This is a genomic window from Leifsonia stereocauli (assembly GCF_038432415.1).
Lineage (GTDB): Bacteria > Actinomycetota > Actinomycetes > Actinomycetales > Microbacteriaceae > Orlajensenia > Orlajensenia stereocauli.
Genome location: NZ_JBCAUN010000003.1, coordinates 61,535 through 86,283, shown reverse-complemented (window position 1 = coordinate 86,283; position 24,749 = coordinate 61,535). Strand labels below are relative to the sequence as shown.

The window sequence follows — 24,749 nt, the reverse complement described above, 5'->3', positions numbered from 1 at the left end:
TTTTCGCCAGCAGAATTGCTGCGAAACCGGCCCAACAGACTTACAAACCCATCCGCACACAGTGCGGTGTCAAGAGCCGACTGAGAGAGCCTAGCGGACCAAGCTGGGAAACGTCGATGAAATATGCCCGGTTTAGCATGATTCGCGTGTCAATCAGCATCGCCGTAGAACCGCCCCGCCAGCCCGAGATCGAGGAGCTGCTGCTCCAGTCGAGCGCCTACGCGATGGCGTTGTATCCGCCTGAGAGCAACTTCCTCCTGGACATCGAATCGCTCGAGCACCCGGGCGTCACCTTCTACGTCGCTCGCGACGCGGAGGGCGCTGCGCTCGGATGCGCCGCGCTCGTCGTCGATGCCACCGACGCCAACGAGCCCACCGAGCCGACGTCCGCCGAGCTCAAGCGCATGTTCGTGAGCGCAGAGGCGCGAGGTCGGCGCGTGGCCAGCCGGCTGCTCGATCGCATCGAAACGGATGCTGCAGCCAGCGGCATCCGTCGCATCGTGCTCGAGACCGGCGATCTGCACGACGCGGCGCAGGCGCTCTATCGTCACGCCGGTTACGTGCTCATTCCGCAGTTCGGGCAGTACGTCGGCGAGGCCCACAGCGTCTGCTTCGCGAAGGCACTCCCGCGAACGGGAGATTAGCAATCGGGCCCGTTCGGATCTATCCTCATCTCACGCTCAGTCGACCGGTCTCGGCACGTGGAGCCCGAACCACGCCGCACGACCGGAGCATCCGTGAAGTTCTCCCGACCCGCCCAGGGACGACCCCGCCGTCGAGCGCTCATCGCGCTCGCCGCCTCGGCGACCGCTCTCATGGGCGCCGTCGTGCTCTCCGGCTTCCACGCAGAACTCCACGACATCGATCCGGCGGGCTCCGACCGCGCCAGTGAGTTGACCACCACCGAACGCATCGGCATCCGCACCTGGACCGTGACAACCGGCATCACCGTGGAGCCCGACATCACCTACGGCACCCGGGAGGACGGCACCCGTCTCGACCTGGATGTCTGCTCCCCAGCATCCGACCCCGCTCCCGGCGAGACCCGCGTCGGCATCGTCTCGATCCACGGCGGCAGCTGGGCGCGCGGCGACAAGTCGAACGACGACTGGCGGCACGTCTGCCAGTGGCTCGCCTCGGAGGGCTTCGTCGCATTCTCGGTCAACTATCGCCTGGTTCCGGCCGTGCACTTCCCCGCGGCCATCGACGACGTCGGCCTGGCCGTCGAGTGGGTGCGCGCGCACGCCGCCGACTACGGGATCGATGCCGCGCGCATCGGCGCCTTCGGCGGTTCAGCCGGCGGAAACCTCGCCGCGCTCCTCGGCACCCGAGGCGAGGGCGCCCTCGACACCGGCTCGCGAGTCGCCGCCGTCGCCGAGCTCAGCGGACCCATCGACCTCACGGATGCCGGCATGCGGGCGACCGGTGCCGGCGAACTGGTGGAGCGCATCGCCCTCAACTACCTGGGCTGCGACCGCCTGGCCGATTGCCAGCAGGCAGCGGATGCCTCGGCGACGTCCTTCATCGATCCGAGCGATCCGCCGGTCTTCATCGGTCACTCCGAGAGCGAGTTCATCCCGCTGCGACAGTCGACGTCGTTCTCCGAGGCGCTCAGCGACGCCGGGATCGCCAACACGATGCAGGTCGTCCCGGGCGTCGGACACTCCATCGGAATCCTCGACGAGAGCATGCGCGCCAAGGTCGCGGACTTCTTCAGGGCGACGCTCACGGCGCCGGTGGTGGGGGATGCCGTTGCTCAGGTCGCGGCCACGCCGGCCCCGCTCGCAGCTGGCTGATTGCTCCGACGCTTCGGGCGGTCGCTCTGCTCGGCTCTCAGCGAGCGGGGAGCAGCGTCGTAGCCCCACGGATGCGGCGACTCAGCTCCGTGGCCGTGCGCGTGATCTCGGCGGCGAGGGCGGCGCGATCCGAGGGCGCCACGTTCTCGCGCGGGAAGGTGCTCGCGATGCCGGCTGCAGGCCACCCGGCGTGGTCTAGCACTGCGACTGCGACTGATGCGAACCCCGCCGTGATCTCCCCATCCTCGACCGCGAACCCGTCGGCGCGCACCCGGTCGAGCACACCGCGCAGCTCCTTGAGGGTGCGCGGGCCCGTGGCCTCGACGTCGTCGCTGCGCGCCACGAAGGCTGCGGCATCCGGATACAACGCCCGGACCTGGGCGAACGGCAGCGCCGCGAGAAGGGCGCGACCACTCGCGGTGAGGTGCGCGGGAAGGCGCACCCCGACATCCGTCACCAGGGAGGGCCGCCGCCGGGCGCGCTCCTCGACGATGTAGAGCACGTCACGCCCGTGCAGCACCGCGAGGTGCGCGCTCTCACCCGTGCGGTCGACGAGGGTGGCCACCAGCGGACGACCCAGCAGCGACAGCGGTTGCTGGCGCGAGAACCCGCTGCTGAGCTCGAACGCGGCCACGCCGAGGCCGTAGCGGCGCGCCTCGGGCAGATGCACGACGAAACCGCGCTCCTGCATCACTCCGAGCAGGTGGTAGACGGTCGAACGCGGCAGGCCGAGTGCACCCGCGATCGTCGACGCCGGCACCGGACCGCGCTGGGCGGCCAGGTGCGACAGGATCGCGAGGGTCTGGTCGGCGGCGGGAACCTTCGGGCCGGGCATGCGCTCAGTCTGGCATCCCAGACGCATCGGACGCACCGTGCGAGCGGATGCCGCATCCGACGCCTGAGCCCGGGGATCCTTACCCGAACCGGCCGTTCACGTAGTCGGCCGTGCGCGGATCGATCGGGTCGGAGAACATCGCCTCCGTGTCCCCGTGCTCCACGATGTGGCCGGGCTGGCCCTGGCCGGCGAGGAAGAAGGCGCACTGCTGCGAGACGCGCTGCGCCTGCTGCATGTTGTGCGTGACGATGACGATGGTCACCTCGTTGACCAGCTCGAGCATGGTCTCCTCGATCACGCGGGTCGAGGTGGGGTCGAGCGCGGAGCACGGCTCGTCCATGAGGAGCACGCGCGGCTTGACCGCGAGGGAACGGGCGATGCACAGGCGCTGCTGCTGTCCGCCCGAGAGACCGCCGCCGGGTGCACGCAGGCGGTCGCGCACCTCCTTCCACAGCCCGGCCTTGATCAGGCTGGACTCCACGAGCTCGTCGCGCGTGTCGCGGTGCACGCGGGTGCCTGTGAGCTTCAGCCCCGAGATGACGTTGTCGTAGATCGACATCGCCGGGAACGGGTTGGGCTTCTGGAACACCATGCCGATGCTCTTGCGTGCCTCGATGAGCGGCCGCGCGCTGTCGTAGATGTCCTCGCCGTCGATGAGCACCTCACCGGCGAGGCTCGCCGACGGGATGAGCTCGTGCATGCGGTTCAGGATGCGCAGGAAGGTCGACTTGCCGCATCCGGAGGGTCCGATCAACGACGTCACGACTCCCGCCGGCATGGTGAGCGAGACGCGATCGAGCACGAGGTGGTCGCCGAACCACGCCGAGATGGCCCTGGCGTCGAGTTCGGCGAGGAGGCCGGGCTCCGACGGGAGGAAGAGCGTCGACGGGTCTGAGACGGCACCGGGTGCGGCATCCCCCGACGCGGACGACGCTGGAGCCTCCGAGCGCGCCGATGGCTCAGGCCGCCGCCGCAGTGTCCACGGGCGTCGCGGCGGGGAGACTGGCGCCTCATCGCGCCGCGCTCGCCCGGGGAGTGCCGGCACGGGCAACACATCGGTTCGCTCCGAGGTGCGCGATGGCGCCGGCGGGGTGTCGATCGGGGACAGGTCTGTCATCGGGAGTCTCTCTGGCGGGTCGGGATCGGGTGACGGATGCGGTCACAGCAGGTTCGGGAGGAGCCGGACGACCTGGTCGCCGACGTACAGTCCGCCGAGCAGGAGCACCGGAACGAAGACGATCCAGGTCTTCTGGGCGCCGAGGCGTCGGAATGCCCAGACCGATGCGAACTCGGCGACGATGAGGAACTGCAGCGCGAACACGAGAGCCCACACAGTCGAAGTGTCGGTGGCGAGCGCCCGCTGCGCCGGCGCCAGGCTCTGGCTCGATGTCTGCCGGGCGCCGGCCGGTTCGGCGTCGCCGACGAGAGTCGCGTCGACGTAGGCGATGCCCGTGGGCACGAATGCCGGGCCCCGAGCCGTCTGCAGGATCAGCCGGCTCTCGCCACGGGTCGGTGCCGGAGGCGTCGGGTCGCCGGCGTAGCGGAGCCCCATCACCTCGAACTTCGCCAAGCCCTGCCCGGTGCGAACGGTGAACTCGTCACCGGGCGCCAGCTGCTGGATGCGGGAGAACGGCCCGCCATAGGCTGCCGCACGCCCGAAGAGCACACTCACGCCGGCCTGACCAGGAAGCACAGTGTCCCGCCGGTGGCCCGGCCCACCCGTGAGCACGCCCGACGATGTGCCCTCCGCGACGATCTCGTTCACACCGATGGTCGGGATCTCGAGGATCGCCACGGGGTCGCCGTCGGCGAGGAGCACGTCGTTGAAGTCGCCCTCGCTCACGGGGGCCGTGCCCGCCGCGAGCTCGGCCCGGAACGTGTCGGAGAGCCGTTGCTGCGTGACGAGATGCTGCACATGGCTGAGCAGCAGCAGATCGATGCTGAACATCAGCAGCAGGGCCGCGAGCACGGCCGCCGAGCTGCGGGCGAGGAGCTGGCCCGGCGTCATGGCCTCGCGCTCGACCGGAGGACGCGGTGGTCGCTTGGGCGGACGCGGCGTGCCCCGCGGCGGCTTGGGCGGCTTGGGCGGCTTGGCCTTCGGCGGATTCGGGGGCTTCGCGCCAGGCGGCGACGCCGTGTCGACCTCCTCGTCGAAGAGCGTCACGCCGCCTCGCCGACCAATCGGGCTGAGAGCAGGGACCGGCCGGCGCGTACGGCGAAGACGGCGCCGATGCCGACCAGCAACCCGACGAGGACATGCCACGGGGTCGCGAAGACGAAGGAGTCACGGGTGACCGGGGTGAGGGCGGTGTCCTCCACGGACTTCGGCGGCGTGAACGTGACGTGGGTGTTCACCAGCGCCCACTGACCGGTTCCGGGAACCTCGGCCGAGATCACGCGCAGTTCGCCCGGCTTGAGGTCGGCGATCTCCACGGCGCCGATGGAGCCCAGGCGATTGCCGAACGGCCCCTCGATCCAGAACGTGGCGGTGGAGTCGAACGTGGTCTCGGAGACGTTGCGCACGGGCAGGGACAACTCGACGGCACCGGCTGTCGGATTCAGCGAAGGCACGTAGTTCGTGGTGAGACCGCCGACGTAGACGATGCCGCCGAGGTCGAACTCCTCGGCCGTGGGCTTGACGGGCTGGGCGCTCGGCGTGACGGCCGCAGTCGCCGGCCGGATCACCGCCGGACCGTTGCCGAAGGAGCCGCCGGGCACGCCCGACGCTGCCGGAACCGTGAACGAGAGGTCGATGCCGCCTCCGTCGTCGGCCACCGCTCCCGATGCGGCACCGCTGGCGATGCCGACCAGCATGGCGCCTCCGATCACCACGACTCCGACGATGCGTGCGAGACGGCCGTGTACCCGTGCAGGTGCCACGGCCTACCGTCCCCCCGCGCCGGGAGGCGCCGACGAGCCGGCAGAAGCTCCAGCACCCGCACCGGCACCGGCATCCACGAGCTCCTCGCCGCCGGCAGCCTTGCGGCGGGCCTCGGCCTCGGTGAACTCGATCCAGGCCTTCGCGTTCTTCTCGTCACGGCGACGGCTGAACCGCATCCACAGCCAGACCGCGAGACCGAGCAGGATGAGGATGACGAGGATCCACGGCACGGCGATGAGCACGGTGTCGCGGTTGACCACGGTGAGTGGTCCGGGATCCAGCGCCTCGGGATCGACAGTCGGAGCCATCGAGACGTAGGGGTTGAGGTAGCCCCACTGACCGACGCCTGGCACGACGACGGACACCGTGCGTGTGCTGCGGGGAAGCATCTCGGCCAGTTCCTCGCGCACCAGGTCTCCGGTGCCGATCCCGAACAGCGCCTTGACGCCGATGACCATGTTGGCGCCGAGCGCGACGTTTCCCGCGTTCTTGACCGTGAAGGTGACGGTGGTCTCACCGTCGAGCGGATTCAGGCTCGGCGCGTATGACGAGGTGATGCTCGAGATCGTGAGGTTCGGCTGCAGCTCGCCGGGAACGCGCACGTAGAGGCGGGTGCCGACACGGCGGTCGACGACGACCTGTCCGTCAGGCGAGACCGCCGAGACCACGAGGCCGGCGGCGTGGTCGCCCGGCGCGGCGTCGGCCGGGGCGATGACGCTGAACGGGACGGTCTGGGATGCGCCGGGCTCGAGCGGGATGCTCTGCGGTGCTGCAGCGCCTCCGAACCTCACCCAGCTTCCAGCATCCGTCGGCGTCACTCCGGTGTCGAGCAGTCCGTAGCCGCCGTCCTCACTGTTGAACGCGTCGGTGGCGAACACCGTGAAGGTCTGCGCCACCGTGCCGGTGTTCGTCACGACGTAGGCGTCGTCGACCTGCTGACCAGGGGTCATCTGGTAGCTGAACCTGGTGCGTCCGTTGGTGCCGGCCTCGGTGATGGGGGCTCCGGCCATGCCGATGGTGTCATCGGCGAACGAGACGGATGCCGGTGCCACGACGAGGCCGAGGAGAGCCGAGACGGCGAGGACGCCGGCCAGGGCGAGGCGCGGAATCGGGCGCGCGCTGAGGGGGATTCGATGCACAGTACATTTCTCCAAAGCGCCTTGTACGACGGGCGTACCGGCGCTGAACCAGACGTGAACGCTGCTGGGCGAGCGAGCGTGGAACGGGAGAGGGGGCGGCGCCGAAGCACCGCCCCCTCAGGTCGACCGCTACTTCGAGACGAGCGTGAGCGTCATCTTCGAGGTGTAGGTGCCGGCAGCAGCCGTCGCCGGGGCGACGAGCTTGAGGTCGGCGCTCAGCTTGGTGTCACCGAGGCCCGCTCCGGCTGCAGCCTCAGCGAAGGGGGCGGCAGTGGTGGTGGCGGAACCGGCCACCTGGGCGGTACCGGTGGTGACTCCGGTGGAGGTGGTACCTGCTGCGACGACCTTGGGTGCGACGCCGAGGTTCTTGGCCTCGATGGTGTTCGTGCCCGAGACGAAGTCGGCGACGGTGCTCGTGAGAGTCCAGCCCTTCTTCGAGACGATGCGCGAGTCGCTGACCGTGAACTCGGGGAGAGTCGTGGTCGAGGTCGACAGCTGGTTCACCAGGACTGCAGCACCGAACGTCGCCTTCGAGCCGGCCGGAACGGAGAGCGCGAGTGCGCCATCCTGGGCGGCGATCGTGGTCGCCTCGAGGGCGATCTCACCGGTGAGGCAGGCTGCGGGGTCGGCAGCGCAGGGATCGACCGGCGGGGTGACGGTGCCCGAGGCATAGTCGTATTTGAAGTCGCCGGTGCCTGCGGTGATCTGGATGTGGGTGAAGACGACGCCTCCGTCCGCGATGGTCACTCCGTTGTTCTTCGTATATGCGAAGCCGAGTGAGAAGGGACCGCCGCTCGCCTTCGCGCTCGCCGAGTTACCGGCGGTCAACGAGGCGGGGCTCAGCTGGGGCAGCCAGACCTGCTTTGTGCCGGAGACGAATCCGCTGTCGCCCCAAGCAATCCAGGCGCTGATGTCTCGCTCAGAGCCTTGGGGTGCGAGGAACACCTTGACCTGATCGGCATCGTCGGAGCCCTGGAACCTATCGTCGGGACTCGTAGTCGGCGACGCGATGACCCCGAGCTCCCACGGAATGGTCGCACCTTCAGCGATCGTCTCTGCGGTGTCTCCGTTGATGAAGTAGATCGGGTCTTCGGAGCCGGACGGGGTTGCGGCCGACGCGGCCGTCGCGGATGCCCCGATAAAGGCGAGGCTGAGGATGCCGACGACGACGCCTCGGGTCTTAATGGAGATCTTCATGATGTCTGTACTTCCCTTTTCGTTGTGAGTGATCAACCGGCTGCGAAGGCCGAGATGGGGGTGGAGCTGAGCGGGGCGACGAAGCCGAACTTCTTCTTGATGGAACCGGGCTGTGTAGCAATGAGCGAGGCGAAGCTTGTGAGTCCAGTGGCCTTCGTGGTGTCGACGAGGTTGGCGAGCTTGGCGTCGTACTTGGAATCACCGACGGTCACCCGAGCGCGCTCCACGATCAGGTAGGTGTCGCGGCCGAAAGTGGTGTTGGCGTAGAAGTCCGCGTTCGGAACGAGTGCTGAACCCGTTCCGCTGAAGCCCGGCTCACCCGACACCGGGGAGCCGAGGGCGACGCCCGCGACCGTGGTGGTGTTCGAGCTGGTCACGTTGTTGGCCTGGGCGACCCAGTTGGCGACTGAGAACGGGATGATGTCGCCGGCGGCGAGCACGCTGGCGTCGTTCTCAGGCGTGACGTTTCCGACGTCGGAGACGCCCGGAGCCGTCGTGCCGGTGTAGCCGAGCGCGCCGAGCCAGAAGGTGCGGGTGCCCGATCCGGTCTGGGGCAGACGCGGGTTCACCGCGACGCCATCGACCGAGGTGAGGGTGCCGTCGAAGATCTGCTTGAGCTGCGACGGGGTGAGGGTCGCCCAGGCGGCGGTTCCGCCCTTGTAGGCGTAGCTCACGGCGTCGCGGGCGAACGGCACGTAGAGGAGTTTGCCGGCAGCGCTGATGTTTCCCGAGCCGGGGCCGCTCGAGGATCGCGCGATGTCGACCTGACCAGTGATGACCTTGGCAGGCGTGGGGTTCGATCCGCCGGGGGCGTAGGGCGCGCCATCCATCGATCGGCGGAGGGCGTCTCGTCCAGCACTCGAGCCCGCGGGACGACCGAAGTACACCCCATTCGCCTTCGTCTGGATCAGCGGCGAACCGAACGCGTCATAGGAGCCGATCGAGGCGCCGGCCGAGGTGATCCGCACGGTCGGTCCTGTGACGCTGGTTCCGTTGACGAGAGCGTTGGTCACGCTGTCGAGGGTGTCGGAGCCGACGATCGAGTACGAGTTCGACACTGGGTCCGCGTAGGCGGGTGAAGCGAGGGCGATGCCCGAGAGAGCGACGCCGACAGCCGCGCCGAGCGCGACGACCTTCTTGAACTTCATGGGGTTCCTGTTCTGTGAATTGGAAGGAGTGGAGCGGGTGTTGCGATGGGGCGGTTTTCGTGCGGTGTAGCGGTGGTGCGGGTGGGGCGGTGGTGCAGTCGAGCGGTCGGAGAGGTCGGGTGGCGTCAGAGTCGACGGCGGAATCGGGGAATGAGCGGGACTGCGGCCGCGCCGGCGAGGCCGGCGAGGAAACTCACGGGGAGCGCGGATGCGACGACGCCGATCTTCGGATCGTCGGGGGTCTCGCCGCCGACGAGGGGCGCGGCCGAGGCGCCCGTGGCCTTCGGGTCCGTGGCCACGGGAGGCGTGGCTGCAGCGACGGGAGCGTTCTGCGACGGGGCGACGACCGCGGCGGGTGCAGCCGCAGGCGGCGGAGCCGGGGCCGACGTCGGCGGCGTCGCGACATCGCCCGTCTCGATGGTGCCTGCCGCGGTGAGAGCCTGCGCGCGCCAGCCTTCGGGGAGTGGCGCGTAGCCGTCGGGCAGCTGGCCCAGCTCGACGCCCGGTTCCTGGCCGTCGGTGGCGGCGTAGCGGATGAAAGTGGCGTAGCTCTTCCGCAGCGCGGCATCCGTCATCGCGGGATTGACGGCGGCGTAGACGGGCATGGCGAGCGGGTAGGCCGACTTCGCTCCGGTCGCTTGCTCCGACGCGAAGTCGAAGCTGTAGACCTGTGCTTGGGCGGCGTTCACTGTCATGGCGGCGGATGCCGCGGTGAGGCTCTCGGACGTCGGCTGCACGAACTCTCCGGCGGGGTTTCGCAGTGCGGCTGTCACGACCTGGTACTTCGACGCTGATGCCGTGTCGGTGACGCCGATCACACGTTGCACTCCGGGCAGGCTGCGGGCCGACTTGGCGTACTTAGGAGGCGTCGCCGCAGGGTCCCACCCGCCGAGGATCTGGCCGTCTCCGCGCAGTGTGAGGTATCCGGACTGGTCGAGGTCGTTCGTGTACGGGCGCCAGGTGACGAGGTTGATCGCCGTCTGACCACCCTCCTCACCCGCCTGCTCCGTCGGGTCGGATTTCGGGAAGTTGTCCCTGGGGAGCTGGAACGGAACGCCGTTGCCGTTGACAGCGGCGTCCGTCGAGCTCCACGGGTTCACCGTCATTCCGTAGGGATCAGGTTCGCCCTTGAGGAAGGCCATGGCGTCGGCGTCTGCCGCGATGTAGCTCCACAGCGCGTAGGCGCCATCCGACCGCCCCTGCGGCACGAGAAGGTCGGACACCGACGGGGCCACGATGGCCTGGTACGCCCACTCCGGGTCGTTCACCGCGAGGAAGTCGGGGTCGAGCAGGATGTTGCGCGGGTTGGCGACAGGTTCACCGTCGACCTCGTGTGTGAGGTGGCTGCGGTCCGACTCGTACGGCAGTCCGTCGAGGTACGAGGAGGTGAGCAGCTTGGCGAGGAGGCGCGGGGTGAGGTTCATCGAGGTGAACGGCACCCGCACTCGCGCGGCGGCGGCGTCTGGCACCGATTCGTCGGCCTTCGGCTCTCGGTCGATGGCGAACGAGATCGCGAGGCCCGTCAACCCGACGGGCGCGTAGGCGAGGTCATCCTCGATGTCGAGGTCGGGCGAAAGCGGACGCGAGGTCAGCGCCAGCGGGCCGGGCGTGGGCGAGTTGGCCGCCAGCACGGCGTCTCCCTCGCTGCCGGTGAGGATCGTATAGGCGTCGCCGCCCTCGGCGCCGCACAGCGTGGGCTGCCAGGAGGCGACAGCCCCGGCGAGCAGCTCGCTGCCGGCGAGCTGGCGCTCGGCCGAACCGATCGCGCAGTTGATTCCGACGGGGCGGAAATCGAGCCGCACTGCCACCTTGTGCTTCCAGGCGTCGTAGAAGAGTCCTGATTGCGAGATGGACCCCTCGCCATGATCGACAGTGCCGCGCGGGATCGCGACCAGCCAGCACGAGCTGCCCGTCACGGAGCCGTCGGCCGCGGTGACCCTGGAGCCGCAGCCGAGCCCGGGCGACTGCACGACGGTCTGCACCTCGAACTTGGTACTGCCCTTCCCGTTGGCCGCGGAGCCGGCCCAGCTCACCTCGTTCGAGGTGAGCTGGGTGAAGAACTGGTTGGTGTTGACGTCGGGGGCGTTGGGAACCTTGACCGAGTCGACGACGGATGCCACGGTCTCGCCGGTCGCGGAGCGGAACGGGATCGACGTGTAAGGCGGCGTGGCGAACCCCGCCGCCGGAGCCGTGTAGGTCAAGTCCTCATCGGCGATGCTGCCCTCGGCCCTGTTGCCGTCGCGGGTCGCGCCGGGGCTGACGTAGGCGCCGTACTGGCAGGTGGTGCGGTCGGGCTGTCCCGGGTTCTCGGGGTCGTCGCCCCAGCACTGGGCGAACTGGAGGAAGTTCGTGCCGCCGGTCTGCTGGCTGGGCACAGTGGAGAGCTTGCCGCCGGTCCAGCTGAGCTCGATGCCCTGCGACTGCAGTCCCGTGGTCTGCGACACCGTCAGTTTCAGTTTCGGGAACGGCGCGTTCGCGACGTCGGGGTCCTGATCGGCCGCAGACACCGTCACGGCCGTGCTGTCGTCGGCCTGGGCCGAGGGAGCGACGACGATGCCCGAGAGGGCGACGACGCCGAAGACGATGAGACCCGTGATCAGCCCGGTTGAACCGGATGTGATCCACGTCGATCGGGGGCGGCGGCGGGCCTCGGGCACAGACTTCTCCAAGCGGATTCTCGGCAGTTCCCCTGCCGACGGCGCTCAAGTTATGAGTGCTCTGTGACGCCCGGATGAACGCTCAGACAACGACGCCCACCTCGGCAATGGCGGAATGTCGCGCCCGATGGAAACGTCGACTGACCGGGATTTTAGGCGCCATCGAGTTGCGGAGCGGCAATGGTGCCCACGCCGTTGTCCCCCGTTTCGTCAGCGAGGGGACGCAGTCGTTTCGGGCGCGTTCTGCGGCCCGCTGCGACGAAGTCGCCGTGACAGCAGGGGAGGCAGCAGGGTGGCGGCGAGCAGCAGCGCTGCGGCGACGCTCATGAGGATCTGCGGGGTACCCCATCCGCTGTCGTCGACGGTGAAGGGTGCTGACACCGCAGCCCCCGCCACGCTCGCCGATCCGGAGACCAGATCGCCATTGGCGTCGTAGGTGGCGTCGGTGGCTGATGCCGTCCCGCTGCCTGCGCCGGCCCCGGCGGCGGCAGTCCCGCCCCCTGCTGCAGCAGGACCGCCTGAGGCCGAGCCGCCGCCGCCTGTGCCGGTGATCGGCGTCTCGGCCGGGGCGCCGGCTGTGCCCGTCGTGCACTGGTCGGGCCCCTGTTTGTCGCACTCGGCCGGCTGCGGCGCCGTCACGGCGAGCTGGTTGCTGCTCGGGGAGTCGCCGGGCTTGAAGGTCGGGTTGTTGCACGCATTGATGTCGACGCCGGAGACGTCGGCACCGGGGATCCGCTTGATCTGGTCGAAGCCGGCCAGGACCAGGTTCATCGGCAGGGGAGAGTAGCCGAGCTGCGCCGCCTGCTGCTGCCCTTCGCAGAGCATGTAGTTGGCGAAGGTGCCGAGGGTCTTGCCCTTGTCGGTGGTGAAGATCCCTCCCACCGCCGTCGGAATGATCATGTACGAGTAGCTCGAGAGCGGATACGTGCGCGGGTCGCCGTTGTTGTAGACGCCGTCGAGGATCTGCGTGAGGTCCGGCGCGATCTGCGCCTGCATGAGGGCGACGGCGACCGACGATGCCGTCGGCTCCACGTAGTAGCCCTTCGCATTCAGCACCTTGGCCACGGGGAACCCCGACTTGAGCGCGTAGGAGTACTCGACGTACGTGATCGCACCCTCGCCGTAGTCCTGGCCCACGTAGCCGGCGACGCCGAGCGAGCCGCTCTGGGCCTTGCCGTTGGGTGGGGTCGGGAACTGGGAGGTCATGCCGGCGGTCCAGAGATCGCCGTGCTGCTTCGACATCCAGAGCGTGAACTGCGCCGACGAGCCCGATCCGTCCGACCTGACGACGGGCACAATCGCCTTGTCCGGCATCTTGAGACCGGGATTGTCCGACTGGATGGCGGCGTCGTTCCAGTTGGCTATGGCGCCGGTGAAGATCTTGGTGATGACGGATCCGGACAGCCGCAGGTTGGTGACCCGCTTGCCGCCGATCTTCAGGTTGTACATGAACGAGGTGCCGCCGGCCACGATCGGCATGTAGGCGAAGTTGGTCGCGACCTCGTTGTCCGGCGGAGCAGCCTGGAACGGGATCTCACTGACCGCGAAGTCGACCTTGCCCCCGATGAAGTCCCGTCGGCCGGCCGATGACCCGACACCGGAGTAGTTGACCGTCATTCCATAGTTCGTGGCCACGTTGCGGCGCCACTGGTCGAGGGCATTCTGCGACCACGTGGAACCGGTTCCCGTGATCGGGATGTACGACTCGGCGCTCGCGCCGGAGGCACCGGCGCCGGCCAGCTGCAGCATCACCACGGCGACCACGGCTGCGGCAGCTGCTGCGAAGCGGCGACGCCCCGTCGACTGGATCTTCACTGTGCTGGCTCCTCGGTGGCTGTGGTCTGGGGCGAGTCGGATGCGGCGACGGGGTTGGCCACCAGGAAGGCCGCAGACGCTCGGGCGTGCATGCGTTGCGAGTCACGAAGCGACGCTGCGGCGAGCGCACGTCGCCGCCGCGGTGAGAGCTCCCCAGGTCCGCGCCCGCCGATCAGGCGTGCCACGAAGAACAGGGTGAGCACGACGAGGATCAGCACGGCGGCGGCCCCGAACCCGCGGGCGATCATGTTGGGCTCGGGGGACTTCACGAAGTCGAAGACCTGCAGCGGGAGCGAGATCATCGGCCCGGAGAACGGGTTGGTGTTCATGACCGCCGTCACGCCCGAGGTCAGCAGCACAGGTGAGGTCTCCCCGATGCCGCGTGCCGTACCGAGGATGACCGCCGTCACGAGGCCCGAGCGCGCAGTCGGCAGCACGACGTGCCACACCGTGCGCCATTTCGTGGCGCCGAGGGCGTATGAGGCCTCGCGCAGGTTGCCGGCGACCAGGCGGAGGACGACATCCGATGCCCTGATGATGATCGGCAGCATCATCACCGTGATCGCCATCGCTGCGGCGAACCCCGAGCGCTGGTGGGTGATGATCGTGATGATCGCGGCGTAGACGAACAGTCCGGCGACGATGGACGGCAACGCCGTCATGGCGTCGGCGATGGTGCGCACGAAACGCGCGAATGGTCCGCCGATCTCGTTGAGGAACACTGCGGTCGCGACGCCGAGCGGCACCGTGATGGCGAGCGCCATGGAGATCTGGATGAGAGTGCCGACGATGGCGTGCGCGATGCCGCCGACGTCGAGCGGATCGAGGGGGCCGGCGAACTCCATCGTCTGCGTGAAGAAGTTGAGGTGGGGCAACGCCTCCCACCCGCGCACGATCGTGTAGACCACGACGAACACCAGCGCTCCGAAGAGCAGCACCCCGGCGCTGTAGAGCAACGTCGTCACCACGCGGTCGGCGACGGCCTGACCGCTCGAGCGCAGGCTGACGAGCAGGGCGTAGAACACGATGAACAGCACGAAGGCCACGACGGCCCAGCCCACCTGACCCGTGAGCGGGGTGAACCAGCCGAACAGCAGTGCGGCCATCGCGATCGCGGCGACGGCGGCACCCCACAGGTTGAACCTGTCGTCGAGAGTCGATTCGCGGATGCGGCGACGCGGCCCCGTCGTGATGGCCTCGCGGTCGGGGATCTCAGTGCGGCGGCGGGTGCGTGGGCGAAGCGGGCGACCGGCCTCGAGCCCGAAGGCCTGCTCGAGCTCCGCCGTGCTCGGCGCTGCGATGGTGGGGGTCGCTGTGGTGTCGGTCATGGCTGCGTTCGACTCAGCCCGTCTGCGCGCCGGAGCGCGAGCGGGCGACGATGGAGGATGCCGTGAAGTTGACGGCGAGGGTGATGAGGAAGAGCACGAGGCCCGCCGCCATGAGTGCCGAGAGGCCGAAGCTCGATGCCTCGCCGTAGCGCAGCGCAATGAGCGCCGACACCGAGTTCGAGCCCGTCTTCAGCACCTCGGTGTTGATCGTGAAGATGGGCGAGATGATCATGTAGACGGCGATGGTCTCGCCCAGGGCCCGGCCGAGGCCGAGCATGGTGCCGCCGATGATGCCGCCACGTCCGAACGGCAGCACGACTGTGCGGATCATGCCCCAGCGCGTCGAGCCGAGGGCATAGGCACCCTCGCGCTCTCCTGCGGGAGCCTGCGAGAACGCCTCGCGCATCACGGAGGTCTGCGTGGGCACCACCATGAGGGCGACGACCATGCCTGCGATGAACGCCGACGAGGTGAAGGCGCTGGCGTCGGTCAGGGCGTTGCCGTCGGCATCCGTCACGGCGAAGATCGGGATCCAGGAGAAGTAGGTCGAGATCCACTGCGCGACCGGGATGACGTTGGCCTGCAGGAAGAAGACTCCCCAGAGGCCGAAGACCACGCTCGGCACCGCCGCCATGAGGTCGACCAGGGTGACCAGGGTCGATCGCACCTTCGGCGAGACGATCTCGGAGATGAGCAGTGCGGTGCCGAGCGCGAGCGGCACCGAGACGCACATCGCGACCAGGGCGATGGTGATGGTGCCGAACAGCACGGCCGCGATTCCGAAGGTCTGGGTCTCGGGCGACCACTGCTGCTCGACGAGGAACGACGGCCCGGCCACACGCAGGGCATCGCCGGCGCGAAGCGCGAGGAAGAGGCCGACGGCGAGCATGATGGCGACTGTCGTGCCGCCGGCTGCATAGCTGCCCGTGCGGAAGATGCGGTCGGAGAAAGAGTCGCGCGACCGCACTGTGCGCGCACTGATGCGCGGGAGTTCTGCGGTCATTCCCGCACTGTGCTGGGCATCGGTGAACGGATGGGGTCGGCGGGCTGAAGCAGGAGGGTCGCGCCGCTGCACGGCGGGAATCACCCGATGAGTCAGGGTGCCGGCGTCGGCTCCGGTGTCGCGATCGGAGGGGTCGACGGCCCTGCGGACGGTGATGGAGAGCTCGTCGGCTCCGGAGGCGCGGGCGGGGAGACGGGCTCTGTCGGAGTCGGAGAGGGTGCAGCCGATTCTCTCGGCACGATCGTGACGGGTGTCCCGAGCGGCAGCCTCTCTCCGGCGGCCGGTGTCGTCCCGTCCGCCACGGCACTGGAATCCGACCCTGGTGCAGGCGCGAATCCCGCCGCCTGCAGTGCCGCCGTCGCGTCGGCGGTCGACCGGCCGGCGACATCCGGAACCACGTTCGACCCCGACGCGACGGTGAGATCGATCACAGAGTCGCGTTCGATGGATGCACCCTCGCCGGTCGAGGCGGCGAGCACGGTCTCGGCGGCGCTCGCCGCATCGGCCGGCGTCACGGCACCGAGCAGCAGTCCCGCATCAACGAGGGCCTGCCTGGCCTCGCCGAGGGAGAGTCCGACCAGGGCCGGGACCGTCACGGCGCTCACCTGCTGCACCGCTGCATCGGGCGGCACGGGAGTTGCCGACGGCGCCGCCGAGGTAGCGGCCGGCGACGCGGCAGGGGGTGATGCCGGCTCGGCGTTCGACGCGACGACCCAGCTCACCGTGAGGCCGACGGCGACGGCGGCCGCGACGGTCCAGGGTGCCAGGGCGCTGGTGCGGGCCTTCTTCGATCGGCGCGACGGTGCGCGCCGCGTTGGGCTGCGCACCTCGGCTGTACCGGCGTGGTCTGTCGTGACGGGGAGCCGGATGACGGCCGTCGCGTCGTCGGATGCCCCTGGCATTCGTCCGGCCGGCAGCACGCGGGTGCGTCCGACGTCGTCACTATCGCCGTCGTCGCGGCCGGTGACGGCGAGCACGTCCTCGAGCATGTCGCGCGCCGAGGAGTAGCGGGCAGCAGGGTTCTTGAGCAGGGCGCGCACGACCAGGCGGTCGATCTCCGCCGGGATCGCCGGGTCCGCCACCGAGGGCAGCGGGGGCGGTGCGCTGAGATGCGCCCGCACGATGGCGTCCACCGTCGGCCGGCGGAACGGCGGCCTCCCGATGAGAGCGAAGTAGACCACAGCCCCCACCTGGTAGAGGTCGCCCCGTTCGTCGATGGCGCGCCCCAGGGCCTGCTCGGGTGAGACGTAGGCCGCGCTCCCCCGCACGGTCAGCGAGCCGGAGGCATCCGTCGCCGCGAGGGCGTGAGAGCCGATGACGTCGGCCAGGCCGAAGTCGATCAGCCGCACGGCATCCGGCTGCACCCGTCCACGCGCGTCGAGGCGGACCATGATGTTCGACGGGGTGATGTCCCGATGCACGATGCCGTGAGCGTGCACGGCCTCGAGGGCGGCGAGCAGGCCGCTCGCGACCGAGAGGGCGTCGGCGATGGTGAGCCGAGTACCACCCGCTGCGAGAGCGTTCAGGGTCTCGCCCTCCGCGTGCTCCATCGCGATCCAGACCACGGGTTCGTCGCCGCTCTCGTCCGTCCCGGCATCGATCACGGCCGCCACGTTGGGATGCCGCAGGCCCAGCGTCCTCTCGGCGGCACCCAGGAAGGCGACCCTGGCCTCGTCGTCAGTCGCAATGTGCCCGTGCAGCACCTTGAGCGCCACCCTGGCGCCAGTCGAACGATCCACCGCCGCGTAGACGGCGGCGGACCCGCCCGAGCCGAGCAGCTCGACGATGTCGAAGCGATCGGCGACGGGGAGCTCAGCGCCGCCCGTCACCGGCGGAACCTGTCACGGGGACGACTCCGACCGGAGCGGCACCCGGAGCGTGCGGCGACTGGCGCTCAGCTCGTGCGGAGAATCGCCGACCATCCCCGAACGCATCGCGTCGAGGGTGGCGAGGGCGGCCTCGAGACCGACGGCAGATCCGCCGTACCAGCGACCGCAGGTGAGCACGGCCGTCCCGTCGAGGGCGAAGTACCAGCCGTGGTTGCCCGCCCTCGCGCCGGTGACGAGCACGATGTCGAGCTCGTTCACCCGCTCCCGGATGCTGATGGCGTGGGCTCGCGCGCTCTCGAAGCTCGAGTAGGCCATGGCGCTGCGGGCCAGCTCGCGGTTGTTCGAGGCGAGCACGCGCCAGACGCCCCAGGTGCCCGGGGCACGACGCAGCGAGCCCGTGCCTATCGCCTGATCGGGAGCCGCAGCCGCGACGGAGTCCCTGAAGCGCGCCCACGCGGCGAGCATGGGGTCCGAGCTCGAGCGGAACGTGGAGAACACGATGCGGGGACTGGTGGCCATGGTCCTAAGTGAGCGAGATCGTCATCGGTTCCCGTGCTGCCCGGATCGGGCGGCTACGCATCCGTTGAGGCAACCGTGGTTTCACGAGGTGACGTGGGGGCGTCAGCCCGCTGAAGGTCAGGTGAAGTTCCGATGATCAACTGCCGTCGTGCGCGCATGCGTCTGGGATCCCGGACACGGATGCCGCTGCCGCTGTGGCCTCGGGGTCCGGCCTGGAGTGGGATCGAGAGCATGAGCACGAGCACCTCCCTCCCAGCATCCGGCGCAGCCTCCGCGGGGGCCGGCGCGGCATCCGTCGCCGTCGGCATCGGACCCCTGAGCATCGATGAGGTCGTGGCCGTCGCACGCCGCGAGGCCGTCGTCGTGCTCGACGAGAGCGCCCTCGTCGAGGTCGAGACCAGCCGGGCCATCATCGACGCCCTCGCCGAGGATCCAGAGCCGCACTACGGCATCTCGACCGGCTTCGGCGCCCTCGCCACCACCTTCATCGCCGCCGACCGCCGCGCCCAGCTGCAGGCCAGCCTCGTGCGCTCGCACGCCGCCGGATCGGGCTCCGAGGTGGAGCGCGAGGTGGTGCGCGCGCTCATGCTGCTGCGCCTCTCGACCCTGATGACCGGCCGCACTGGCGTGCGCCGCGTCACCGTGGAGACCTACGCCGCCATCCTCAATGCCGGCATCACGCCGATAGTGCGCGAGTACGGCTCGCTCGGCTGTTCCGGCGACCTGGCTCCGCTGTCGCACTGTGCTCTCGTCGCCATGGGCGAGGGCGAGGTCCGCACGACCGATGGCGAGCTGCATCCGGCAGCCGACGCCCTCGCCGCGGCCGGCATCACTCCCCTGCAGCTCGGCGAGAAGGAGGGGCTCGCCCTCATCAATGGCACCGACGGCATGCTCGGCATGCTCGCCCTCGCCATCCACGACCTGCGGATGCTGCTCACGACGGCCGACATCAGCGCTGCGATGAGCGTCGAGGGGCTGCTCGGCACCGATGCCGTCTTCGCCCCCGAACTCCACCGCCTGCGCCCGCAGGTCGGCCAGGCCGTGTCGGCCGCGAACATGCGCGCCCTGCTCGCAGGCTCCCCCATCGTCGCCAGCCACAAGGGGCCGGAGTGCACCCGCGTGCAGGACGCCTACTCGCTGCGCTGCGCCCCGCAGGTACACGGCGCGGCGCGAGACACCCTCGGCCACGCGGCATCCGTCGCCGACTGCGAACTGGCCAGCGCCGTCGACAATCCCGTGCTGACCCTCGATGGACGCATCGAGTCGAACGGCAACTTCCACGGCGCTCCCGTCGCCTACGTGCTCGACTTCCTCGCCATCGCCGTGGCGGATGTCGCGAGCATGTCGGAGCGCCGCACCGACAGATTCCTCGACCAGGCCCGCAGCCACGGCCTGCCCCCCTTCCTCGCGCACGAGGTCGGCGTGGACTCCGGCCTCATGATCGCGCAGTACACGGCAGCGGGCATCGTGAGCGAGCTGAAGCGGCTCGCCGTTCCGGCATCCGTCGACTCGATCCCGTCATCGGCGATGCAGGAGGACCACGTGTCGATGGGCTGGGCGGCTGCGCGCAAGCTGCGTCGCTCGATCGACGGCCTCACGCGCGTGCTGGCCATCGAGGTCATGACTGCGGCGCGTGGCCTCGACCTGCGCGCTCCGCTGCGTCCCGGGGCTGCAACCGGGGCCGTCGTCGAGCTGGTGCGCACGGTGGCCGAGGGGCCCGGCCAGGACCGCTTCCTCTCGCCCGAGATCGAGGCGATCGTGGGCCTCGTGGCATCTGGAGCGGTAGCCGATGCCGTCGGCGACGTCGTGGAGGCGCGCTGATCGCGCGTTCGGTTCCAGCTCGGCGCCCGTTCGGGCAGAATTCACCGATCCACGGCCCGATCGGCCCCGGAATCCATTGTCAGCAGGCTGACCGAGTGACAGACTGAAAACTGCTCCGGTCGAACGACCGGACATCCATCACCCGAAGATGGAAAACCAGAGCATATGCAGACGTACACGGAAGCACGACCGGCGGTACGGCAGGGGGTCGTCCGCCGAATCGCCCTGCTCTCCGCTGCCACTCTCGTCTTCACTCTCGGTGTCCTCGGCGTTCCGGCATCCGCGCTCGCAGATGGATGCGAACCCTCGACGATCACCGAGGCGACGGCCACCCCGACGCCCGAGGCGACGGCGGATGCCGGGTGCGAGACCGTGACGACGCCGACGCCCACCCCGGAGCCGACACCGTCCCCTGAACCGACGCCGACGCCGACGCCCACGCCGGATCCGACGACCGAGCCGACACCGACCCCCACGCCGACGCCGAGTCCCACCGCGACGCCGAAGCCGACGGAGACGCCGGATCCCACAGCGACGCCGACGCCCACGCCCACGCCGACCCCGACGTCGACTCCCACGCCCGCGACACCACCCACGGCGTCACCGACTGTGCCACCGGCACCCGACGATGCCGCCGCGCAGATCCCGGTGCGACGCCCGCCCGTCTCGACGACGCTCTCGACGCTGGCCAAGGCTCGAACGGCTGGCATGCTCGCCGCCAAGACGAAGCTCGCGGCCGCACGTGCCAGCTACACGAAGGCGACGCGAGCGTACGAGTCTGCCCAGGCAGAGGTCGACGCTGCGCGCAGTGTCGCCGACAAGCTCGAGTCGCTCGCGGATGCCGCCGATCTGCAGGCCGAGACCTCGGCACGCGCCCTCCTCCAGGTTGCGCACTCCGCGGGGACGCGCGGCGGACCGAGCTCGCTCGACGCCCTGTTCGACGCTCCCGACGGCGATCTCCTCGCCTCCCTCGGCGCGGTGAAGCAACTCGACCGGATCTCGGCGAACCCTGCTGAACTCGGCCTCAGCATGAAGGCCGATGCCGCCCGCGCCGACGAACTGCGCCAGAAGGCCTCGGATGCCGCTCAGAAGGCCGCAGCCGTTCCCCTCACCGAGATGCAGCTCGCCATGAACGCCGCCGACAGCACCGTGGGCACAGCCACAGCGGCCCTGGCCACAGTGCAGCTCCAGGTGGCGACGGCAGGCCAGGCCCTCAGCGTTCCGAGCGCGGTCGACCGCGGACAGTTGAGCGAGGCCGGCTGGACCAGCCCCGTGATCGGCACGATCACCGACGGCTACGGGCCACGCCCCGAGCAGCCCGCCGGAGCCGGGCCCTTCCACTACGGAGTCGACGTCGCCGCCGCCTGCGGCACCTGGATCGGTGCCGCTACAGCCGGAACCGTCGTCGACGCCGGTTGGTTCGGCACCCTGGGCAACTGGGTGCTCATCGATCACGGCAGCGGCGTCGAAACAGCCTATGCGCACCTCGCCACCGGCGGCACGGTGGTGACGGTCGGCGAGAAGCTGGGGGCCGGTGATCCCGTCGGCCTGGTCGGCAGCACTGGAGCGTCGACGGGCTGCCACCTGCACGTGGAGGTGCGCCTCGACGGCGTGCGCGCAGACCCGATGCCCTTCTTCGCGGCGCGCGGAGTCTCGCTCGGCGGCTGACGCCCCGCGTCTGGGATCCCGGACACCGAGGCCCCGGCATCCGTTGCCCACAGCATCCGAGTGCTGTGTGATCGATGCATGACCGATGCACCCACAGTCGCGCGCACAGTCCGAGCGTCGCGCGGCACCACCCTCACCGCGAAGAGCTGGCAGACCGAGGCGCCGCTGCGCATGCTCATGAACAACCTCGACCCCGAGGTGGCTGAGCGCCCGGAAGACCTCATCGTCTACGGCGGAACCGGCAAGGCCGCCCGCTCGTGGGAGGCCTACGACGCGATCGTGCGCACCCTCGAGGGCCTCGAGAGCGACGAGACTCTGCTCGTGCAGTCGGGCAAGCCCGTCGGGGTGTTCCGCACTCACGAGTGGGCGCCGCGGGTGCTCATCGCCAACTCGAACCTCGTCGGCGACTGGGCGACGTGGCCGGAGTTCCGCAGGCTCGAGGCGCTCGGCCTCACGATGTACGGCCAGATGACCGCGGGATCCTGGATCTACATCGGCACCCAGGGCATCCTGCAGGGCACCTACGAGACCTTCGGGGCCGTGGCGCGCAAGTTCGCCGCCACGGGTGCGACGTGCGAGCACGGCGACGGGACCCTCGCCGGCACGCTGACCCTGACCGGCGGATGCGGCGGTATGGGCGGAGCGCAGCCCCTCGCCGTGACGATGAACGACGGCGTCGTGCTCATCGTCGACGTCGACGAGTCGCGCCTCGCCCGCCGCGTCGAGCACGGCTACCTCGACGAGTACACGGCAGACCTCGATGCAGCCGTCGAGAGAGTGCTCGCCGCGAAGGCCTCTCGCACGCCGCTGTCCGTCGGCGTCGTCGGCAACGCGGCGACGGTGTTCACCGAACTGCTCGAGCGCGGCGTGCCGATCGACATCGTGACGGACCAGACGAGCGCACACGACCCGCTGCACTACCTCCCGGAAGGCGTCACCGTCGAGGAGTGGCATGAGCTCGCGGCATCCGACCCCGAGGCCTTCACCGAACGCTCGCGGGCGTCGATGGCGAAGCAGGTCGCCGCCATGGTCGGATTCCAGGATGCCGGAGCCGAGGTCTTCGACTACGGCAACTCGATCCGTCGCGAGGCTGAACTGGGCGGCTACGAGCGGGCGTTCGAGTTCCCGGGCTTCGTGCCCGCCTACATCCGCCCGCTGTTCGCCGAGGGCAAGGGGCCGTTCCGCTGGGCCGCGCTCTCGGGAGACCCGGCCGACATCGCCGCCACCGACCGCGCCATCCTCGAGCTGTTCCCCGAAGACGAGCACCTGCGACGCTGGATCACGAAGGCCGGCGAGAAGGTGCACTTCGAGGGGTTGCCCGCCCGCATCTGCTGGCTCGGCTACAAGGAGCGCCACCTCGCCGGATTGAAGTTCAACGAGATGGTGGCGTCGGGCGAACTGTCGGCACCTGTCGTCATCGGCCGCGACCACCTCGACTCGGGCTCGGTGGCATCGCCGTACCGCGAGACCGAGGCGATGGCCGACGGCTCGGACGCCATCGCCGACTGGCCACTGCTGAACGCCCTGCTGAACACCGCGTCGGGCGCGACCTGGGTCTCGATCCACCACGGCGGGGGAGTCGGCATCGGCCGCTCCATCCACGCCGGCCAGGCGATCGTCGCCGACGGCACGCCTCTCGCCGCCGAGAAGATCGAGCGCGTGCTGGTGAACGACCCCGGCACCGGAGTGATGCGCCACGTCGACGCCGGCTACGACCGCGCCCGCGAGGTCGCGCACGAGCGTGGCCTGCGCATCCCGATGGAGGAGTGATGACCCCTCGCCCACCCGGCCCACTCCACGAGTCGCCCGTCTTCGTCGCCATGCCGCCGTCCGAACCCCGTCGTGGCGACGGATTCGGGCGACTCGACGGGAGGGGCTGAGCGTGGGGACGACGATCGGAAACATCGGCGAGCTCGTCACGAACGACCCGGCCCCGGGGCGCGATGGCGGAAAGCTCGGCATCATCCGGGACGCCGCGGTGCTGATCGAGGACGGCCGCGTGGCTTGGGTGGGACGCGCTGCCGAATTGCCAGATCGAGCTGCCGAGAGCAGCGTCAGCAGCGCCCAGGTCGTCGACGCCGGCGGGCTCGCCGTCATTCCGGGGTTCGTCGACTCGCACGCCCACCTCGTGTTCGGCGGCGATCGCGCCGTCGAATTCGAGGCGCGCATGGCCGGCAGGCGCTACGAGGCCGGCGGCATCCGTTCCACCGTCGCAGCCACTCGTGCCGCAACGGACGACGAACTGCGGATGCGGCTGGCCGGCTTCCTCGACGAGATGCGGGCCCAAGGCACCACGACGGTCGAGATCAAGAGCGGCTACGGGCTGAGCGTCGCCGACGAGGAGCGGGCTGTGCGCCTCGCCCGTGAGGTGACCGGGGAGGTCACCTTCCTCGGGGCGCACGTGGTTCCGGCCGAGTATGCCGACGATCGCGGGGCCTACGTCGACCTCGTGGTGGGCGACATGCTCACGGCCTGCGCGCCGCACTCCCGCTGGATCGACGTGTTCTGCGAGACCGGGGCCTTCACCATCGCCGAGTCACGGCGAGTGCTCGAGGCCGGCATCGCGGCCGGCCTGCTCCCCCGGGTGCACGCCAGCCAGCTGGGCGAGGGCGACGGCGTGAAGCTCGCCGTGGAGCTGGGAGCAGCATCCGTCGACCACTGCACCTACCTCACCGACGGCGACATCGCGGCTCTGGCGGAATCGGGCGCCGCCGGATCGGGAACGGTCGCGACGTTGCTGCCGGGCGTGGAGTTCTCGACGCGCCAGCCCTATCCAGACGCGCGCCGCCTCCTCGATGCCGGCGTGACGGTGGCACTCGCGAGCGACTGCAACCCGGGATCGAGCTTCACGAGCTCGCTGCCGTTCTGCATCGCCGTGGCCGTGCGCGACATGGGCATGACGCCTGGCGAGGCCCTGTGGGCGGCGACGGCCGGCGGTGCTGCGGCACTCCGCCGCGACGACGTGGGGGTCCTCAGGCCCGGCGCGCGCGCAGACCTCGTGCAGCTGAGCGCGCCGAGCCACGTGCACCTCGCGTACCGCCCGGGCGTTCCGCAGATCGCAGCCGTCTGGAAGGACGGAGTGCTCGCTCGCTGAGGCCCGGCGAAGCCGCGCC

The 24,749-nt window shown here is 69.8% G+C and carries 19 protein-coding genes; 6 read left to right on the top strand and 13 right to left on the bottom strand.

The features are described from left to right. The first annotated feature begins 146 nt into the window (after positions 1-146). Positions 147-644 carry a GNAT family N-acetyltransferase gene (locus AADV74_RS14590; RefSeq protein WP_342115375.1) on the top strand — a complete coding sequence of 166 codons (498 nt, stop codon included), beginning with the start codon at positions 147-149 and terminating at the stop codon, positions 642-644. 93 nt (positions 645-737) lie between these two features. After that, a complete protein-coding gene (locus AADV74_RS14585) occupies positions 738-1,796 on the top strand; it encodes an alpha/beta hydrolase fold domain-containing protein (RefSeq protein WP_342115373.1) in 1,059 nt (352 codons plus the stop codon). Positions 1,797-1,833: 37 nt separating this feature from the next. Here the strand turns inward: AADV74_RS14585 and AADV74_RS14580 are convergent, their stop codons facing one another. The 13 genes from AADV74_RS14580 to AADV74_RS14520 all read right to left on the bottom strand — a co-directional run bounded on the left by AADV74_RS14580 (position 1,834) and on the right by AADV74_RS14520 (position 18,147). Continuing rightward, complete coding sequence (locus tag AADV74_RS14580) at positions 1,834-2,631, bottom strand: IclR family transcriptional regulator (protein ID WP_342115371.1); 798 nt, start codon at positions 2,629-2,631, stop codon at positions 1,834-1,836. A gap of 79 nt (positions 2,632-2,710) precedes the next feature. Next, positions 2,711-3,748, bottom strand: coding sequence for a phosphate ABC transporter ATP-binding protein (locus AADV74_RS14575; protein WP_425287310.1), 1,038 nt, complete (start codon positions 3,746-3,748; stop codon positions 2,711-2,713). 42 nt (positions 3,749-3,790) lie between these two features. Further along, complete coding sequence (locus AADV74_RS14570) at positions 3,791-4,795, bottom strand: sortase (RefSeq protein WP_342115369.1); 1,005 nt, start codon at positions 4,793-4,795, stop codon at positions 3,791-3,793. Further along, positions 4,792-5,511 carry a hypothetical protein gene (locus AADV74_RS14565; protein WP_342115366.1) on the bottom strand — a complete coding sequence of 240 codons (720 nt, stop codon included), beginning with the start codon at positions 5,509-5,511 and terminating at the stop codon, positions 4,792-4,794. The genes AADV74_RS14570 and AADV74_RS14565 overlap by 4 nt, the downstream gene beginning before the upstream one ends. A gap of 3 nt (positions 5,512-5,514) precedes the next feature. Then, a complete protein-coding gene (locus tag AADV74_RS14560) occupies positions 5,515-6,651 on the bottom strand; it encodes a COG1361 family protein (RefSeq protein WP_342115364.1) in 1,137 nt (378 codons plus the stop codon). 129 nt (positions 6,652-6,780) lie between these two features. Then, a complete protein-coding gene (locus AADV74_RS14555; protein WP_342115362.1) occupies positions 6,781-7,848 on the bottom strand; it encodes a hypothetical protein in 1,068 nt (355 codons plus the stop codon). Between the two features lie 32 nt (positions 7,849-7,880). Continuing rightward, positions 7,881-8,996: a hypothetical protein gene (locus tag AADV74_RS14550; protein ID WP_342115360.1), complete on the bottom strand. Its 1,116-nt coding sequence runs from the start codon at positions 8,994-8,996 to the stop codon at positions 7,881-7,883. Between the two features lie 125 nt (positions 8,997-9,121). Continuing rightward, positions 9,122-11,665, bottom strand: coding sequence for a hypothetical protein (locus tag AADV74_RS14545; protein WP_342115358.1), 2,544 nt, complete (start codon positions 11,663-11,665; stop codon positions 9,122-9,124). A 198-nt stretch (positions 11,666-11,863) separates the two neighbouring features. Further along, positions 11,864-13,468, bottom strand: coding sequence for a phosphate ABC transporter substrate-binding protein PstS (pstS, locus tag AADV74_RS14540; protein WP_342115356.1), 1,605 nt, complete (start codon positions 13,466-13,468; stop codon positions 11,864-11,866). Next, complete coding sequence (gene pstA, locus AADV74_RS14535) at positions 13,465-14,796, bottom strand: phosphate ABC transporter permease PstA (RefSeq protein ID WP_342115353.1); 1,332 nt, start codon at positions 14,794-14,796, stop codon at positions 13,465-13,467. Before pstA ends, pstS begins: the two co-directional genes overlap by 4 nt. 13 nt (positions 14,797-14,809) lie before the next feature. Next, a complete protein-coding gene (gene pstC, locus AADV74_RS14530; RefSeq protein WP_342115352.1) occupies positions 14,810-15,799 on the bottom strand; it encodes a phosphate ABC transporter permease subunit PstC in 990 nt (329 codons plus the stop codon). A gap of 92 nt (positions 15,800-15,891) precedes the next feature. Then, positions 15,892-17,628, bottom strand: coding sequence for a protein kinase domain-containing protein (locus AADV74_RS14525; RefSeq protein WP_342115350.1), 1,737 nt, complete (start codon positions 17,626-17,628; stop codon positions 15,892-15,894). A 12-nt stretch (positions 17,629-17,640) separates the two neighbouring features. Next, complete coding sequence (locus AADV74_RS14520) at positions 17,641-18,147, bottom strand: hypothetical protein (RefSeq protein WP_342115348.1); 507 nt, start codon at positions 18,145-18,147, stop codon at positions 17,641-17,643. A gap of 231 nt (positions 18,148-18,378) precedes the next feature. Between AADV74_RS14520 and hutH the strand changes: the two genes are divergently transcribed. The 4 genes from hutH (at position 18,379) to hutI (ending at position 24,730) form a co-directional block, all read left to right on the top strand. Beyond that, the gene (hutH, locus tag AADV74_RS14515; RefSeq protein WP_342115346.1) at positions 18,379-19,968 is read left to right on the top strand and encodes a histidine ammonia-lyase; all 1,590 of its coding nucleotides are present in this window, start codon (positions 18,379-18,381) and stop codon (positions 19,966-19,968) included. Between the two features lie 165 nt (positions 19,969-20,133). Next, complete coding sequence (locus AADV74_RS14510; RefSeq protein ID WP_342115344.1) at positions 20,134-21,636, top strand: M23 family metallopeptidase; 1,503 nt, start codon at positions 20,134-20,136, stop codon at positions 21,634-21,636. 78 nt (positions 21,637-21,714) lie between these two features. Then, positions 21,715-23,406 carry a urocanate hydratase gene (gene hutU / locus AADV74_RS14505; RefSeq protein ID WP_342115342.1) on the top strand — a complete coding sequence of 564 codons (1,692 nt, stop codon included), beginning with the start codon at positions 21,715-21,717 and terminating at the stop codon, positions 23,404-23,406. Between the two features lie 112 nt (positions 23,407-23,518). Next, complete coding sequence (hutI, locus tag AADV74_RS14500; protein ID WP_342115340.1) at positions 23,519-24,730, top strand: imidazolonepropionase; 1,212 nt, start codon at positions 23,519-23,521, stop codon at positions 24,728-24,730. Positions 24,731-24,749 lie beyond the last annotated feature (19 nt).